This window comes from Pedobacter cryoconitis (assembly GCF_003259615.1).
Lineage (GTDB): Bacteria > Bacteroidota > Bacteroidia > Sphingobacteriales > Sphingobacteriaceae > Pedobacter > Pedobacter cryoconitis.
In genome coordinates this window covers 23275-40713 of record NZ_QLLR01000032.1, presented here as the reverse complement: position 1 = coordinate 40713, position 17439 = coordinate 23275, and the positions used below count along the sequence as shown (strand labels likewise).

The 17439-nt window shown below is 38.9% G+C and carries 9 protein-coding genes; 3 read left to right on the top strand and 6 right to left on the bottom strand.

Annotated elements, in window-relative coordinates:
• The first annotated feature begins 77 nt into the window (after nt 1–77).
• A complete protein-coding gene (locus LY11_RS22295; protein WP_111635833.1) occupies nt 78–1997 on the top strand; it encodes a DNA topoisomerase IV subunit B in 1920 nt (639 codons plus the stop codon).
• On the opposite strand, the gene LY11_RS22290 is transcribed toward LY11_RS22295, so the two are convergent.
• From LY11_RS22290 to LY11_RS22275, 4 genes are all read right to left on the bottom strand, one after another.
• On the bottom strand, nt 1994–3016 hold the full coding sequence (locus LY11_RS22290; RefSeq protein ID WP_111635832.1) for a YihY/virulence factor BrkB family protein: 1023 nt from the start codon (nt 3014–3016) through the stop codon (nt 1994–1996). The two genes, LY11_RS22295 and LY11_RS22290, sit on opposite strands and share 4 nt — an antisense overlap.
• Before the next feature lie 46 nt (nt 3017–3062).
• A complete protein-coding gene (gene tamL / locus LY11_RS22285; RefSeq protein ID WP_111635831.1) occupies nt 3063–5354 on the bottom strand; it encodes a translocation and assembly module lipoprotein TamL in 2292 nt (763 codons plus the stop codon).
• A gap of 69 nt (nt 5355–5423) precedes the next feature.
• Nucleotides 5424–10442, bottom strand: coding sequence for a translocation/assembly module TamB domain-containing protein (locus tag LY11_RS22280; RefSeq protein WP_111635830.1), 5019 nt, complete (start codon nt 10440–10442; stop codon nt 5424–5426).
• Between the two features lie 168 nt (nt 10443–10610).
• Nucleotides 10611–11573 carry an Rpn family recombination-promoting nuclease/putative transposase gene (locus tag LY11_RS22275; RefSeq protein ID WP_245952859.1) on the bottom strand — a complete coding sequence of 321 codons (963 nt, stop codon included), beginning with the start codon at nt 11571–11573 and terminating at the stop codon, nt 10611–10613.
• Between the two features lie 233 nt (nt 11574–11806).
• Between LY11_RS22275 and LY11_RS22270 the strand changes: the two genes are divergently transcribed.
• Nucleotides 11807–12295, top strand: a complete 489-nt coding sequence (locus LY11_RS22270) for a cytidine deaminase (RefSeq protein WP_111635828.1) — start codon at nt 11807–11809, stop codon at nt 12293–12295.
• Between the two features lie 107 nt (nt 12296–12402).
• A complete protein-coding gene (locus tag LY11_RS22265) occupies nt 12403–15585 on the top strand; it encodes a DNA gyrase/topoisomerase IV subunit A (RefSeq protein ID WP_111635854.1) in 3183 nt (1060 codons plus the stop codon).
• Here the strand turns inward: LY11_RS22265 and LY11_RS22260 are convergent.
• Both LY11_RS22260 and LY11_RS22255 read right to left on the bottom strand, forming a co-directional pair.
• Nucleotides 15582–16172 (bottom strand): HupE/UreJ family protein, encoded by a 591-nt coding sequence (locus tag LY11_RS22260; protein WP_111635827.1) that lies wholly within the window; start codon nt 16170–16172, stop codon nt 15582–15584. The two genes, LY11_RS22265 and LY11_RS22260, sit on opposite strands and share 4 nt — an antisense overlap.
• Nucleotides 16173–16341: 169 nt before the next feature.
• Nucleotides 16342–17394, bottom strand: a complete 1053-nt coding sequence (locus tag LY11_RS22255) for a hypothetical protein (protein ID WP_111635826.1) — start codon at nt 17392–17394, stop codon at nt 16342–16344.
• Nucleotides 17395–17439: the final 45 nt, after the last annotated feature.

The window sequence follows — 17439 nt, the reverse complement described above, 5'->3', positions numbered from 1 at the left end:
CAAAATGTGTATTTGTTGAAACTTTGATGTTTAATTGAGGTAGCTATTCATTAAATTTGCAGTTCTACACAAAGATTATGGCTGAACCTATATATAACGATGACAGTATACGGTCACTGGACTGGAAAGAACACATCAGATTGCGCCCTGGTATGTATATCGGGAAGTTGGGTGATGGCTCCGCTCAGGATGACGGTATTTATGTCTTGCTCAAGGAAATCATGGATAACTCTATTGATGAGTTTGTCATGGGTTCCGGTCGTACAATTGATATTACTGTTTCTGATTCTAAGGTGAATGTACGTGATTATGGCCGTGGTATTCCATTGGGTAAAGTGATTGACTGTGTGTCGAAGATCAATACCGGTGGTAAATATGACAGTAACGCTTTCCAGAAATCAGTAGGGCTGAACGGGGTGGGTACGAAAGCAGTCAATGCTTTATCGACTAATTTCGTGGTGCAATCTTACCGTGATGGAAAAACGAAAAAGGTAGAGTTTTCAAGAGGGGAGATCACCCTGGATCATCCGATTATTGATACGACACAAAGAAATGGTACTGCCATTACTTTTTATCCTGATGAGACTATTTTCAGGAATTACCATTATATCCCTGATTTTGTAGAAAGTATGATCTGGAACTATGTGTTCCTGAATACTGGTTTAACGGTTAATTTTAACAATCAAAAATACTTGTCGGAACGCGGTCTGTATGATTTGCTGCATAAGGTAGCCGATGTAGAGAATATCCGTTATCCGATTATTCACCTGAAAGGGAATGATATAGAAATTGCAATGACCCATGGTCAGCAGTATGGAGAGGATTATCATTCTTTTGTGAATGGGCAGCACACGACCCAGGGTGGTACACACCAGGCGGCTTTCAGAGAAGCGGTCGTGAAAACAATCCGTGAGTTCTATAAAAAAGAATACGAGGCTTCTGATATTCGTTCTTCCATTATCGCTGCGATTTCTGTTCGTGTGCAGGAGCCGGTATTTGAGTCACAGACGAAAACTAAATTAGGCTCTCAGAATATGGGACCTGAAGGACCTTCTGTACGTACTTTCATCAACGATTTCGTCAAGAAAGAGCTGGATGATTACCTCCATAAGCATACTGATGTTGCAGACGCTTTATTAAAGCGTATCCTGCAATCTGAACGCGAGCGTAAGGATATTGCCGGAATTAAGAAACTGGCGAATGACCGGGCTAAAAAGGCATCGCTTCACAATAAAAAACTCAGAGATTGTAAAGTCCATTTCAGCAGTACGCATGAAAAACGTTATGAAACTACCTTGTTTATTACCGAGGGGGATTCTGCATCAGGATCTATTACCAAATCAAGGGATGTGGATTGCCAGGCCGTATTCAGTTTAAAGGGTAAACCTTTGAATTGTTATGAGCTGACTAAAAAGGTGGTTTATGAAAATGAGGAATTCAATTTATTGCAGCACGCACTGAATATTGAAGACGGACTGGAAGGTTTGCATTATAACAATATCGTGATCGCTACCGATGCCGATGTGGATGGTATGCACATCAGGTTATTGATGATGACTTTCTTTTTGCAGTTCTTCCCTGACCTGGTCAGAGCCGGACATGTATATATTCTGCAGACTCCTTTATTCAGGGTACGTAATAAAAAAGAAACTATTTATTGCTATAGCGATGATGAACGTAAGAAAGCAATAGAGAAATTAGGAAATAAGCCTGAGATTACACGATTTAAAGGTTTGGGAGAGATCTCTCCTGATGAGTTTGGCTTATTTATCGGTAAGGATATTCGCCTGGACCCGGTGATTCTGAAAGATCAGACGATTAAGAATTTGCTGGAATACTATATGGGTAAAAATACACCAGACAGACAACAGCATATTATCAGAAACTTAAGGGTAGAGAAAGATACGGTAGAAGCGTTAATCTCTGCTGATTTAGATGCGGCGACAGCGGCAGTTTCTGAAGATATAGTAGCAGACGAAATTGCAGAATCGGCTTAAGCCGATTCTGTTTCTGTAGTTTTTGTATCCTTTGGATGTTGCGGAGGTAAAACATCCACTTTCGCTTCGACCACGGTAATCTGAGTATGCACTGCATACTTACTTGGTCTTATCCCTTTATCATATTTCTCTGCGTAGGCTTGCGTAAACTCAGCTCCGAAGTACAAAATAATGGAGGTATAATAAATCCATAACAAGATCACAATAATCGAACTTGCCGCCCCAAATGCTGATGCCGGATTTCCTTTTTCGATGTAAACGCCAATCAGGTATTTACCTAAACTGAAGAGCAGCGCGGTGAATAATGCGCCTATAATGGCAGATTTCCAGCGTAGAATAACATCTGGCAATACTTTGAAAATAATGGTAAACACGGCAGTTACAGCCGCTAAAGTGAAAGCATTGTTCAGGATATAGATCAATAGGGTAGTGGTAGTATCGGCTACAGGAATAACTTCACCTATTTTGCTCCTGCTCACTAACTCTCCCAATTTAGAACCCAGCCCGACTACGATACTGTTAATAACCAGTGAAACCAGTAGCAGGAAACCCATTGATATAATCAGTGAAAAGGAAAGTAACCTGTTGGTCAGCATTTTTAACCAGCCTTTTTTAGGGACAGCTTTCACTTTCCAGATCATATTGATACTGTCTTGTATTTCTATGAAGATCGCGGTGGAACCAACAATCAAAGTTCCGATTCCAATGATCAAACCGATAGTGCTTTTACCGGTAAGATTGGCGTTCGCTACAAATCCTTGTATTTGTTTGGCCGCTTCAGGGCTTACCATGTCACTGATCTGCGCAAATAATTCGGTACCTGGATTTATTTTATTGTTGAAAAATATACTTGCAGCTGCAATAACAATGATGATCAGTGGAGTTAAAGAGAAAATCGTATAGTAAGCAAGTGCCGCGCTTAATTTCATCACACGGTCTTCGATAAATCCTGCACCGGCCGCCACAAACAAATGGTACAGCGCAATAAAGAAGTGTTTGATTTTATGTATTATTTTCATTAGATAGAGGTCTTAGAGGAAGTTTTCGTCCCAGCAATATTGATTGTTAAAATGGATAGCCAATTCCTATGTTATAAACTAAATTTTCTTTTCTCCAGGTTTTATCACCGAAAGCAACCTGATCAATTACCCATCTTTGTCCTTCTGGTAAGTATGGTTTTCTGATGGGGAAGGCCACGTCTAAACGGACCACAAAGATTTTAGCATCTACACGTAAACCTGCTCCGGTAGAGACTGCCATTTGGCTTAAAGCATTATTTAATTTGAAACCTGAACCTGGTCTTAAAGGATCTTCTTTTCGCAGCCAGACGTTTCCGGCATCAGCAAACAAGGCACCGTATAAAACACTGACTAATTTAAAACGCAGCTCAGTATTCAGCATAATTTTTATATCACCACTCTGATCAGCGAATTGTACTGTATCTGGCACCTTAAAGGTACCAGGGCCAAGCGATCTTGAGGCAAACCCACGAATATCATTTGTTCCTCCCGCAAAAAACTGTTTCACGAATGGCATGGAAGTACTGTTTCCGTAAGCATAGCCATACCCGAGGTTAAGACGATTAGCCCAAATCACGTTTCTATTGATTTTATAATAATCTCTAAGGTCAGTTTCCAGTCTTATGAATTGCGTTAAAGGGACGTTAAAAATTGATTTGTCACCTTCACTATTCTTTGGGACGAATAATCCCCAAACGTTTCCACCTGTTTGTATGTTCCCATTGAAATAGATATTATTTCTTCTGGCATCTTCCATTTGATTGGTGTAGGTGAAGTTGTAACTGCTTCCAATGATAAACTGTCTGTCCAGAATATTTTTTAGCCCGGGATTAGCCGCATATAAGCCAGCCGTGTCCTTAGTTTTTATACCTGGGCGGACATAAGTAAGCGATATAGGATTAAAAGTATGTTCTTTATACAAGTTTTCTTTCCATAAATAGCCGTATTCCGCTTTAAATGAACTTAAGTCATATAAAGATCCTCTGCTTAACAATTCATAAGATAAAGACGCAATAGTTTTTGGAATAAAGGCTGTGGTACTGCTTGGTTTGTAAAAAGGAACGATAAACCTTGGAAAAGTTAATTTACCCTGCGCTGTAAATGAATAAGAATTGAGGTTTTGTGCTTGTCCGCTCACCTGTGTTTCAAAGCCACCGCCAACACTTACATCTAGTTGTTCAGCACCCCGGAACAGGTTCCTGGTAGTTTGTGTTACTTTCACTTCCGAACCTACAAAGTTGTTTGATTTACTTGTTCCTGTTACCGCAAATGATAAAGAGTTTTTCTTTAAAGGGGTCAGATAAATATTCAAATCCAGCTGGTTATTTTTAAAACTGTCAACCGGTAGAAATTCCGCTTTAACAGCCTGGAAAGCATTGATATTAACCATTCTGTTTAAAGACTGGTTATGATCTTTTCTGTTATAAGTTTCCCCTTTTTTAAAGAAGACCAGTCTATCAAATAAACGAGGTTTAAATGTTTTTTTATCATCATAGATCTCGAAATCATTATACTCAATAGGTTGCAGTTTCCTCAGTACAGAATCCCTTCTTAAGGAATAGTTCGGATATATCTTAATCTCTTTGATTGTATAAGGCTTCAAACCTGCGTCAGGTGCTATATCCTTTACTTTCACTGTAATATTAACCTGGCTTTTTCCGATAGTACTATCTACCTGAAGTATCAGGTAATCCGGACTGAAATAGAAATAACCATTTTCTTTCAGGTCGTTGTCAATACGGATACGCTCATTTTTAAAGACTTCAAGGTTATAAAAATCTCCCTTTTTAAGCAGTGTTTTTCCTTTGTTCTGGTTCACAATATTGGCCAGGTTCCCTGTGTCCTTAGGAAAAGTGATGTTGTTGATTTTATAGCGCGTACCTGTTTCTGCTGTATAAACAGCTTTAGCTGAACGGTTCTTAACAATAGTGTCCCCTGTGACTACAGATTGCAGGTATCCCTGGCTAATCAGATAACTTGTTAATATGGCATTGTTGCTTTTTAATTTGACATCACTCAGCAATACAGGTGGCTCTCCAACCTTAGTTCTTAGCCAGTGGCGGATACCTTTAGGTTTTTTAGGCTCACCGGCAAGGTTATAAATATATAATTTGGGTCTTAAACCCAGGATCGTCTTATTAGGTGCAGGTCTTGTTTTGCTTTCTAAATCGCTCTTTACATTCTTTTCATCTGCAATTTTTGAAGAAGAATCGGGATTGATCTTTACCTCAGCACCTGTATATAAGGTCTGTCCGGGTTTCAGATACTTAGTATTACTGCAGGCAGCCCACACTAAACATGAAATGATTAATAAAGAGGGTAGAACTATTTTTTTCATTCAGTACTTATGTTTGATAAGCTTCTGCAGGTTTAAATCTGCAGAAGCCTTTGTTTTTTATATTAAATCTTATTTTTCACTTTTTGCTGGTGTAGTATTCACAGCTTTTTCTTTTGGTTTCTGCTCCGTGGTGATCTGATTCCGCTTTCTTCTTTTCTGGAAGATCTCTTTGAATTTATTATAATCAACAACTAAAGCAAATCCAACACCTGTCTCAATAATCTGCCCTTCAATTACACCTTCATTCTGATTACGTCTGTAAGCTCTTAAACGGTATCTGCCATCAGCGGAAAGCGCATACTCCACGTTTACATTACCTGCAATATTGGTTGAGTTCTGTCCGGGTGCCTGCGGGCCTTCCAGACCAAATGAACTTCCCACAGTTACTGTTAACCTGTCATTCAGTAGTTTTTTAGATAAACCTACTTCCAGATCTGTTTTTTGCTGTAATGAACCTGTAGAGTAATCTTCAGATGAATTCACTCCGAAGTTTATATCTACGCCTTTAACCAAATCAGAAGCCAGATTGTTTAACTGATCTGTCAGTAAATTACTCACACTTGAACGGGCCATTGAGGATACACCGCCCCCGCCGCCAACAAGACTCTCAAATGGATTGTCTGCAATGAACCGGCCTAGTGCTAATAAAGCAAATACCTGTTTATTCAATTGCCCTTCATCCCTGTTTACATTCTGTATCTTCGTATAAACCTGTCCGCCCAAAGCACCCTGCTCATTTACTGGCATATCCAGTTTAAAGGATATGGTAGGTTTCATCAACTGATCTTTCATATATAAATAAACCTGGAAAGGCAGCTTGGTTTTAGCTTGAACCATATCAGGCTGGTTCAGCAAGTCAATTGGCGCTGCACTTACTTCGTACAGTGCAGTCAGGTCTACATTTGCTTCTGTAGGCTCTCCTGTCCAGATGATACTGCTTCCTTTAACCAGTTTAAATGATCTTTTGGCCAGACCACCGATAGATAAGTTATAAGAACCCTCATTCAGATCATAACGGCCCGTTAGGCTTGTCTTACCGCTAGGGTCCATCGTTGCAATCAGGTTGGCTGTTCCTTTGACTTTCAGCGCATCCCCATTAGCAGGGTCAACCACCACATTCAGTTCTGCATCCGGGTCAATTTTAATGTTGGCACTCAGATTAATTCCTTTAATCGGCGATTTACTGATACTGTCTGCTTTCAGTGCTTTCTGGCCATTAAATGGTGCCGCATCCGCATCAATAAACTGTACAATCCCTTCCTGGCTGATTACCGAAGGATCATCTGGAGGTAATGCGAAAAAGAACTTAGTCCCTTTCTCTACCTGAACATTCATATTGATATCCGGCTGGTTTAAGTCACCTCTTACCTTGATCAGGCTGGATAAGAAGACCGTTCCATAAATCATTTCATTGTCTGCCGCTGTAGAATGCAGTGCCCTGAAATTATCAGTTTTAATATCCATATTGAACTTGAAGTTCCTATAATCCTTGGTCAGGATTCCGCCATTTATTGTAGCTTGTTTATTCAGCGAGTCAATGATGGTGAAGTTATTGAATTTAACACCTTCTTCAGTAAAGCTGATCGTCTCATTCGGCATTCTGAAATATGAATTCACATAAGTTGCATTGAATGCAGCCTGGTTAAATTTAATATCCCCTAATACCTTTGGTGAAGCGATGGCCCCTTTAATAGAAAGTTGCCCGGTTATTGTTCCTGAACCCTGTTTAATCTGTCCCATGGAAACACTTTCCAGTGCTTTAAGATCTATCTTATCAATATTCAAAGTGAGATCTAAAGCATTTTCAGCTTTCGTATAATAGAATCCGTTAACCCTTAACTCATGTACCCCGGTTAAAGCGATATTCGTTTCAAATGCGTTTTCCGTATTGTTATTTACCGCGACACGTAACGTTCCCAATTGATCTTTCTGATAACGAAGGTGGTCTACTGTCAGGTTAGCCTCAAATTTTGGGCTGCCCGTTAATTCTTTCACGTCCACTGTTCCATTAATCGCTCCGCCTACTAAAGAGCTGTCCTGCTCTGCAAACTTGGTCAGGGTTTCTATCTGGAAATTCTTGAACTCTACTTTTAGTGGTGAACCCGGTGTTGAGTTCAAACTATTCACACTCAGTAACTGTCCGCCTTTGCTCAGGTTAAACTGGTTTGCCAGGATACCCGAAGCCCCGAACTGGATGAAGTTTTCCGGGGAAACGCTCCACTTATCATAATTCAGCAGTAACTTCTGCGGATCGAAACTGAACTGAAAGTTTTTATTAATTGATTTAAATGTACCACCAAGCACATACTTATCTTTCAGTTTGCTGTCTCTAAGGAAGATATTAACCCCTAATATATTATTAGCCGCTTCACCACTCAGTTCCGTATTGTATAAGGCTATTGATTTGCTTTGTACATGTTTTACCAATAATTTATAGTTCAGTTTTTGATTGGCATTGTCCACAGTAAGGCGTGTGCTGTCCACCTGATAGTCACCATAAACTACTTGTGGAATCCAGGCATTCATGACTAAGCTATCTTTTTTTGTATCCAGTAAACCATTGATCCTGGAAGGGGAGAAGGTGGTCAGTTCAGGAACAAAGTTTTTAATGAACTTAGGATTGTAAATTTTCATATTGAATCTGAAACGCTGATCTGGTATCCTGGTTACTTCACCAAACGCATAATATTTATTAATTTGATTGATCATTGCCGGAGCAAGGTTGGTAAGTTGGTACTGCCCGTCAACACGTGCACTCAGCAGTTCTGATTTTAAAGTCAATAGGGTATGGTTAGCTGTAGCTTCAGCATGTGCATCGATCGTGTCTACATTAAATCGTTGTCCATCTTTAACCAGTTGTAAACCCCTGATGCTTACATCACCATTCAGGTAATTCGGATCGGCGGTTTTAATATCTGCTTTAACAACACCTGCCATCCTTAATTCAGTCGCACTGAAATTTAATTTTTGCAGATCAACCTGCTTTAAGTTAAGATCTGCTTTAACTGCAGGATATTTGCCAGCCATATTTACAAAAGCAGTTAAATTGAAATTAGCATTGGTATCTGCCATTTCACTTTTGATATTCATTTTCTGACCTGAATAAGTACCGCTCAGCAATAAGTTTCTGTAGGTATATTTATTATAATAAGCACTTAATAATTGTGCATTAATTTTTGCATTAGCTGTTTTTGCGTCTAACCCTGTTCCATTTACAGTCGCCTTTACACTAATCCGGCCTAACTGTGGCTGCATTTTTAGTAAACGGCCAACATTAAAGTTATTCAGATTAATATTCGCAGTATAACTTTCTTTTCCTTTAGGTCCTTTCATGCCAGCGATTAATTTGGCTGCACCCATATCTGTATTGATATTGAAATCGGTATTGAAATCGGTCATAGACCCTTTAAACTTTCCGTTAGCTACGATCGTGTTGGGCAATTCAATATTAGCAGGCAGAGATTTTTTAGGAATAACAACCAGCAGATCTCTTTTAGTTAAAGAGAAGCGCTTAATGTTAAGATCCAGGAATGTTTTATTGACATCCGGCAAACCTTTAACAGTACCATTAACCTCTATATTGGTGCTTTTTAATCCGCTAATCTGCAATTGAGGAATAGAAAGATTATTCATATATCCATTCGCGCGTGCAGTTATTTTAATCTTTTCATTGCGGTAGTCTGCAGGTATAGCATCACTAAAATAGGTTGCATCTTTTAAGCCAAGTACAGCGTTTTTTAATGTTATATTTATTTTTACTTTCTCGGGATGTTTAGTTAAATCATCCAGTGAAGTATAGTTTAGCGTGGTATTATTCTCAATATTGGTGTTAGGTGTTTTAAAGACAAGATTGGTTAGTTTAACCATTTTATCACTATAAATTACGTCACCCTGCAACTTTGAAAGTTCAAAGCCGCTTCTTTCTTTGAATGCGCCACTTTTAACATTTACCTTGATTCCGGCCTGACTGTAGGAGAGCTGTTCTGCATTTAAACCAAGTCCATTGATTTTTAAATGGTTATAATCCAGTCCTTTTGCAGTAGGTTTTACGGCAAGGTTATCATATTGTATATTGTTTTCTGCAAGGTTTAATTTGCTAACCAGAACAGCTAAAGCAGAAGGTTTAGCTGTTGTACTATCTACAGACTTTGTTCCTGAAGCAACTGAAAGAGGCTTAAAAGCAAAGAGAATATTGGATTTATTCAATGTAGCCTCCTCTAATTTGAAATCACTTTTAGTCAGGTCGGCGAAGAGTTTTTTCAGGTTAAGTTCATTAATATTCAGATCAGCGCGCATGTCTGAAAGCATGTCATTGAAGTTGATCTTTACATTGTTAAAATTAACATCCTGTATTTCTACTAATGGAAGTTTTCCTGAAGCTGTTTTTGCAGTATCAATGCTCTTTTCCAAATGAGCCGCCAGCTGGGTAAGTGGTTTTTGCTGCAAATATTTCAGAGAGGTATTTTTCAGGATCAGGTCTTTAATTACATAGTGCTGGTTGTCCAGGTCAAAATCTTTGATATTGGTCTGAAATTCTCCAAGATATACACTCACATCATTACCTGCAACATCATCACGGTAAACAATACCTATATCTTTCAGGCTTATTTTACTGATAGAAAACTTCATGGTAGAAGTAGTATCCTTTTTAACTTCGTCTTCCGGCTTTTTCTGTTCAGACAGAAAAGCATCCAGAAGGAAAGAAAAATTAAATGTGGTATCCGGATTAATACGGGTCACATTTGCCCGGATTTTCTCCAGTTCGATATTATTAATTTCGATTTTATTATTGAGCAATTTAAAAAGGCTAATATCGACAGCTAATTTCTGTGCATACAATAAAGTGTCGCCTTTTTTATCTTCCATGTAGAATTTATTGAGCACAATATCCTTAGGAAGGGCAATTTTAATACTTTCCAGACTAACTTCAGTATGGGTTTTATTTTTCAGGTAGGCAATAGCTTTGCCCTTAACAAAGTCCTGAACGGCAGGGATATTTAAAGATATAGCAATTCCTACAACCAATAAGATGATTGTGGCGATTATCCAGAGTACAACCTTTAAACTTTTACGTACGTATTTATTCAATTCAAGTAGATTTTGAGAAATTTATGAATAACCAAGGTATAAAAACTATGCCATTAGCCTGTTTTAACCTGTAGTATACTACAAATAAACCAAAACATTGTTTAAATAAATATAGGAAACTATATATAAAGACCCGGTTTCAAGGTCTTTATATATTTAATATAAGGATTATAGATTTTTAATGACTTCGGAGGATAACTTCGTGAATTGTGCGATTTTAAGCATATCAAAATTTTCTTTTTTCATTTCTCTTGCCAATTCAATGAAAATCTCGAGTTTTCCTTGTTCAAGACCTTGTTCAATTCCCTTTTCGATGCCCTCCAGTATTCCTTTCTTGAATCCCCGCTCAATACCTTCCTCAATCCCATGCTGCATTCCTTTATCCAGCCCTTTTGCTTCACCTCTTTCCATTCCTGTTTGGAGGGTTTCATCAAGAATACATTGATATTCCCATTTTTTCTGCTGATCTAAATCATGTATAAATCGTTGTTCGGCTGTTAGTCTGCTCATTTCAGCTACATTAAATATTTTTTGAAAAATACGTTTGTCAAGATAACCCGGGATCTTACCCAGACTTTGCATGTGTTTAAGCATATAAACCCATTTGTCCAGTTCAGTCTCCAGTTCATCTTCTTTTTTATCAAATTTAGGCAGTTCCAAAAACTTAAATCCCAGTCCATTGTGGAATATTTCACCTGTACCGGTATTCACCAGTGAAATACTTTGCAGATAATGGTCGTTTGTGCTGCTTTTCATTTTAAAATCCAGTATGGCAATCAGGAAGACCTCCTTCAGCTTGAAATTCCAGTTCCCTTTACCCAGTAACTTTTGCTGATGGACCAGCCGGCTTAAATAAAAAATACACCGGTCACTAAAATTGGAATGCGAAACCCGCTGCATTTCTACGATAAACTGCTCTCCCTGTGTTCCCGTACATAATAAGTCAAAAGAAACCTTTCTGTACTCCTGGTCATCACCTGCATACTCCGTTGGACTATATACAATATCGGTAATGTTTTTCTGCCCTTTAAATAGCGCATTTAGGAATTCAATCATAATATCCTTGTTCGGCTCACCGCCAAAAAGGTGTTTAAAACCGAAATCTGACAACGGATCAATATACTTGTTCATCTTATCTGGCATAATTCAATTGATTTATGCCCAACTTACTCTGCATTTCTCTATTGTTGGTAATATTTATCTATATTGGAAACAATATGTTTTATTATTACATGTATTTATGTTATTTAGGATCTCTTCAAATTAACAACGTATATTGTGAGCCCCCATTTTTTATCGGGATATAATTGTTACCAGGCATGAACCATCAACCATGATGTCTGTTATTTTAATTTTTAACTTATATGAATAAATTAAATATTTCCATTGCTTATGAATCCTACGATCAGTTAGCAGAACTGAACGCAGCTGATCAATCCTTATGTGTGCAAGCAAAGGAAGCGCTTAAAACCTCTTATTCTCCATACTCTAATTTTAAAGTTGCCACAGCGGTAAGGTTAAATGATGGTGTGGTCGTTTCCGGTAGTAACCAGGAAAACCTGGCTTATCCATCAGGACTTTGTGCAGAGCGTGTCGCTCTTTTTACAATTGGGGCAACTTATCCCAATGCGATCATAGAAACTATGGCGATTACCGCCCATACCGATAACTTTAAAATTGAGCAGCCCATTACCTGCTGCGGCGCTTGTTTACAGGTGATGGCCGAATTTGAAAGGAAACAAAATAAAGAAATAGAAGTGATTTTTTATTGCCTGGACGGTAAGGTTCTAAAAGTGAAAGGTATCAAAAGCTTATTGCCTTTTGTCTTTGTAGAAGACCGTTTGGCGGATTAATTCCAGAATCTAAGCACCCCGGCAGTTTTTTTTAAAACTGTTGGGAAATTGTGTTCTCAAAATTTGAGCGGATGCCTTATCTTTACGCCATCCAAACCCCTTTCTTGATGAGCGACGAATTAGATAATAACGTAAACGAAGAGACAAAACATACCGTAATACCTATTAATGGCCTTTACGAGAACTGGTTCCTCGATTATGCCTCTTATGTAATTTTAGACCGGGCAGTACCCCATATTAATGATGGATTGAAGCCCGTTCAGCGTAGAATTATGCACTCGCTGAAAGAAATGGACGACGGACGTTTCAATAAGGCAGCCAATGTGATTGGAAATACCATGAAATATCACCCGCACGGGGATGCTTCTATTGGGGATGCCATGGTGCAGATTGGTCAGAAAGACCTGCTGATTGACTGTCAGGGTAACTGGGGAGATCCGATTACCGGTGATAGTGCAGCCGCGCCGCGTTATATTGAAGCACGTCTGTCAAAATTCGCCACAGAAGTTGTCTTCAACGCAGATACAACTATCTGGCAATTAAGTTATGACGGACGGAATAATGAGCCGCTTACTTTACCTGTAAAATTCCCGCTGCTATTAGCACAGGGAGCAGAAGGAATTGCAGTAGGTCTGGCTACTAAAGTTATGCCGCATAACTTTATCGAACTGCTTGATGCCTCCATTGCCATTCTGCAAGGTGAAAAACCTAATATCCTTCCTGACTTCTTTACCGGGGGTATGGCAGATTTTTCTGCTTATAACGAAGGAATGCGTGGAGGTAAGATTCGTGTACGTGCTAAAATCACTGAAAAGGACAAGAAGACCCTGGTCATTACTGAAATCCCTTACAGCACCACTACCGGCTCTGTCATTGACAGTATTCTTTCTGCTAATGATAAAGGTAAAATCAAAATCAAGAAGATTGAAGACAATACAGCCGCACATGTGGAGATTGTCATTCAGCTTGCGCCGGGTATATCACCGGATGTGACTATAGATGCACTTTACGCATTTACTTCCTGTGAGGTTTCTATTTCTCCGAATACCTGTATTATTAAAGATGATAAACCTCAGTTCCTGAGTGTAAATACTATCCTTTTAGAAAATACTCAGAATACCAAAAACCTGTTAAAACAGGAACTGGAAATCAGGCTGCATGAGCTTCAGGAAAAGATTTTCTTCAGTTCTTTATTGAAGATCTTCATTCAGGAAGGAATGTACAAGCATGCTGAATATGAGAATGCGAGTAATTTCGATGCTGTAGTAGAGGTATTGAATATATTGTTTACCCCTTTCAAAGAACAGCTGTACAGAGAGATCTTACCGGAAGATTTTAAAAAGCTGATCGATAAACCGATGAGCAGCATTACCCGCTTTGATGTTAAAAAAGCAGATGACCAGATGAAAGCATTGGCGGATGATATTAAGGTAGTGAAAAACCACCTTCGTCACCTGACCGATTATGCGATTGCATGGTATCAGAAATTAAAAGATAAATACGGAAAAGGAAGAGAACGTAAAACGGAAATCCGTCTGTTTGACAGGGTGGAGGCTTCCAAAGTTGCTCTGGCCAACGTTAAACTCTATATGAACCGGGAAGATGGTTTTATCGGAACCGGGCTTAAAAAAGATGAATTTATTGCCGACTGCTCTGACCTGGATGAAATCATTGTTTTCAGGGAAGACGGTAAATGCACTATTACTAAAGTAGCAGACAAAACATTTGTAGGAAAAGGGATTGTTTACGCACAGGTCTTTAAAAAGAATGATGACCGTACTATATATAACCTGATTTACAAAGATGGCGCAAGCGGTACTTCTTATATCAAACGTTTCGCTGTAATGGGTGTGACCCGTGACAAAGAGTACGATTTAACAAAAGGAAGTAAAGGATCGAAGATGTTGTATTTCACACCTAATCCTAATGGGGAGGCTGAGATCATTACCGTATTGCTTAAACCGCATACCAAACTGAAGAAATTGCAGTTTGATATTGACTTTGCAGATATTGCTATTAAAGGACGTGCTTCTCAGGGAAATATAGTTTCCAAATATCCTATTAAAAAGGTTTTATTAAAGAGCAAAGGTGTTTCAACGCTGTCTGGTCTGAAAATCTGGTATGATGATTTACTAAGAAGATTAAATGTGGATGGCAGAGGTAAATACCTGGGTGAATTTGATGGGGATGATAAGATCCTGCAAGTTCATAAAGAAGGCTGGTATGAACTGAGTTCTTTTGAATTGAGTAACCATTTCGATGCCGATCTGCTGCTGATCCAGAAATTTGATCCTGAAAAACCATTTGCAGTAGTACAGTATGAAGGAAAGGCTAAGAACTACTTTATTAAACGCTTTGTTTTTGAACCTATTGCGATAGGTAAAAAACAAACGCTGATCAGTGAGGAAACTGGTTCGAGATTCCTGCACCTGACCAGTAATCCTGAGGCAACATTGACCGTTGATGTATTAAAAGGTAAAACACAGATTCCTGAGACACTGGAAATCGTGCTTGCAGACTTTATAGATTTAAAAGGTATCAAAGCTAACGGTAACCGGTTAAGCCAGCATGATGTGAAAACTATTACCATCAGTAATGCGGAAGAGAATGAGCCGGTTCTTGAAGAAGAGGTTAAAGAAAGTACAGCAGCAGCAGAAGAGATTGCTGAGGATGATCAGGAGCCAGCGGTTTCAGCAGGATTAACCGAAGCTGAAGCCGAAGTCCAAACCGATGATGAAACTGAAACTGGCGATGACGTTACGCCGGTTGAAGAAGAAGCCGGACAAACCGGTACAGATGCTGAAGAAATAGCCGCTGAGGAAGAAATAGTTGAAATTGAAGATAGTGTTGCTGAACGCCCCGAGAGTCCTTCTGTAGTTGAAGAAGAAAAAGAGGCCCCTGTTGTTAAAAAGGAATGGATCAGGAAGGAAAATATAGTACAGCCTGTTGAAGAAATTGTACAGACTCCAGTAAAACGCAGGAAGAAAGCAGAAGAGTCAGTTGCTCCTGAAATAGTGGAAACACCAGTTGTTCCTGTGAAAGCAGAAGCGCCGGTTATTCCTGAAATAGCGGAAATACCAGTTGTTCCTGTGAAAGCAGAAGAGCCAGTTACTCCTGCTGCTCCTGAAAAAACTGAAACACCAGCAGCTAAACCAGCGAAGCAAAAGAAAACTGACGATGCTAAAAGTAAAGTCACCAAAGAAGCTTCACTCAATAAAAATGTTAAATTCGAAATCACTAATCCAGATGATGTAGAGATTGACGATAAAGGTCAGCTTGGCTTATTCTAACGGAATAAGTCAGGCCATCGCTCTGCGGCCATAATAAAGGAGATACCAAATATTGCGGAAGATAAAAAGAAATTCCAATTCCACTTTTTGACCTTGAAGATATTGACCAGGACAAAAGAAATCAGCAATATCCCGGTTACAATAAGAATCTGACCGAATTCAAGCCCGATATTGAAAGCAAATAACTCTGCTACAATATTGGTGCTTTTACCTAATAAGCTATTCAGATAATTAGAAAAGCCCATTCCATGGATCAATCCGAAGAACAGGGCAAGTATATACTTCAGCTGCACACCCTTGGGCCTTGACGACTTACCCCCAAGTATATTCGAAGCCGCAGTAACCAATATCGTTACCGGAATCAGGAATTCAATTAAATTAGTTTTAACTGTAATCACCTTTAACACACTTAAAGCAAGTGTAATACTATGACCTATAGTGAAAGCAGTAACCAGTAATAATACCCTCTTCCAATCCGTCAAAGTATAAGCACCACATAAAACTATCACAAAAAGAATATGGTCATATCCCCTCCAGTTTAATATATGTTGCCAACCCAATTCGAAGTATAACGAGAAATCCTGCATAGATCAAACTTATTAATTTTTAATTAACAATGAAAGTATAATTGTTGGGGCCCAAAGGCAACAAACAATAATATTACAGCATAACCGTTTTAGATACCCGGTTTGGCAGCAATAAAAAAGCGCCCTGTTAATTAATAACAGGGCGCTTTTTATAGAAAAATCAGCAGACCTACTGGTACTGTATATATACAGGTATAGGCGTAAGTTTCATTAACTCTTCTGGAGTCATCAATTTGTTTGGCGCTTTTTTCAAATCATTTTTATAGAACAATTTGAAACCTGTGAACTCAACTGGTTCGCTAAAGATGAAGTGACGGTAAGTACCTTTTTTAAGTTCAGGTTCTCCCCATCCATCCATGTGCATGACGATTTGAACCTCAGGACGCAACTTGATATTTTTGTAGTTCGTAACCATTCTCTTTGTAAAACGGTGAACCGTAAAAACCTTTGGAGGCAAATTGTATTTCTTTACCAGGTTAGCCAGGAACTGTGAACAGTAATTAATATCAGCAGCATCATATGTACCTATTCTTTTTCCTGGTTTTACACCTTCTTTCATAGAGAATTCAGGATCTATACCCAAATGAACATTAGGCATTTTCAAGTATTTTTCCAATAAAGGCAATTCATCTCTGATCGTGCTTAACGATACTTGAATATCAAGGAACACAATCATGTTTTTGCGCATTCTTGAAATAGCCAGTACTGAATCAATTTGCTTATCAGGCATTCTGAATCTGTGCTTGCCATCTTTACCAGGATCACCCTGAGCTACCACAGCGATATAGTGCAAAGCAGGCTGAACAGGGGTCGAAGGATCAGCTTTCTCCCATTTCTTTACTTCAACATCCAGTCTGGATAACATTTCCTTAGGTGCGTATTCCCCTAAAGCACCCATTCTTTTTGAATATATATTTCCGTAGTAAGCAACAATCCTTTTGTAAGGTAAAATTGCGCCAGGCAGCGGATAAGGCTGAGGCTTAACCGGCCATCTTCCCGTAGTGTCGCCATGTGCAAGCTTTAACATTAAAGCATTGTATTTTGCCGTATCAATAGGCTTACGTGAGGTATCAGTAACAGCAACTTCCGAAGAATCTCCTGATGCACTTATAGTCGTTTTTGTTTTTTCACCTTTTTTATCTGTACCAGAAGTACAATTGGCAAAAAGAGTGACTGTTGTAAATGCAATTAATAATGTTCCCGCGAGTTGTGGTATTTTCATAGGTTATAAAGTGATTTAATATGAATTCGTGTGGCTGCAAAACTA

Bases quoted from the DNA above. Each gene is read 5' to 3' on its own strand.
- LY11_RS22295 (WP_111635833.1), top strand. From the start codon at position 78: ATGGCTGAACCTATATATAACGATGACAGTATACGGTCACTGGACTGG.
- LY11_RS22290 (WP_111635832.1), bottom strand. From the start codon at position 3,016: ATGAAAATAATACATAAAATCAAACACTTCTTTATTGCGCTGTACCAT.
- tamL (WP_111635831.1), bottom strand. From the start codon at position 5,354: ATGAAAAAAATAGTTCTACCCTCTTTATTAATCATTTCATGTTTAGTG.
- LY11_RS22275 (WP_245952859.1), bottom strand. From the start codon at position 11,573: ATGAACAAGTATATTGATCCGTTGTCAGATTTCGGTTTTAAACACCTT.
- LY11_RS22270 (WP_111635828.1), top strand. From the start codon at position 11,807: ATGAATAAATTAAATATTTCCATTGCTTATGAATCCTACGATCAGTTA.
- LY11_RS22265 (WP_111635854.1), top strand. From the start codon at position 12,403: ATGAGCGACGAATTAGATAATAACGTAAACGAAGAGACAAAACATACC.
- LY11_RS22260 (WP_111635827.1), bottom strand. From the start codon at position 16,172: ATGCAGGATTTCTCGTTATACTTCGAATTGGGTTGGCAACATATATTA.
- LY11_RS22255 (WP_111635826.1), bottom strand. From the start codon at position 17,394: ATGAAAATACCACAACTCGCGGGAACATTATTAATTGCATTTACAACA.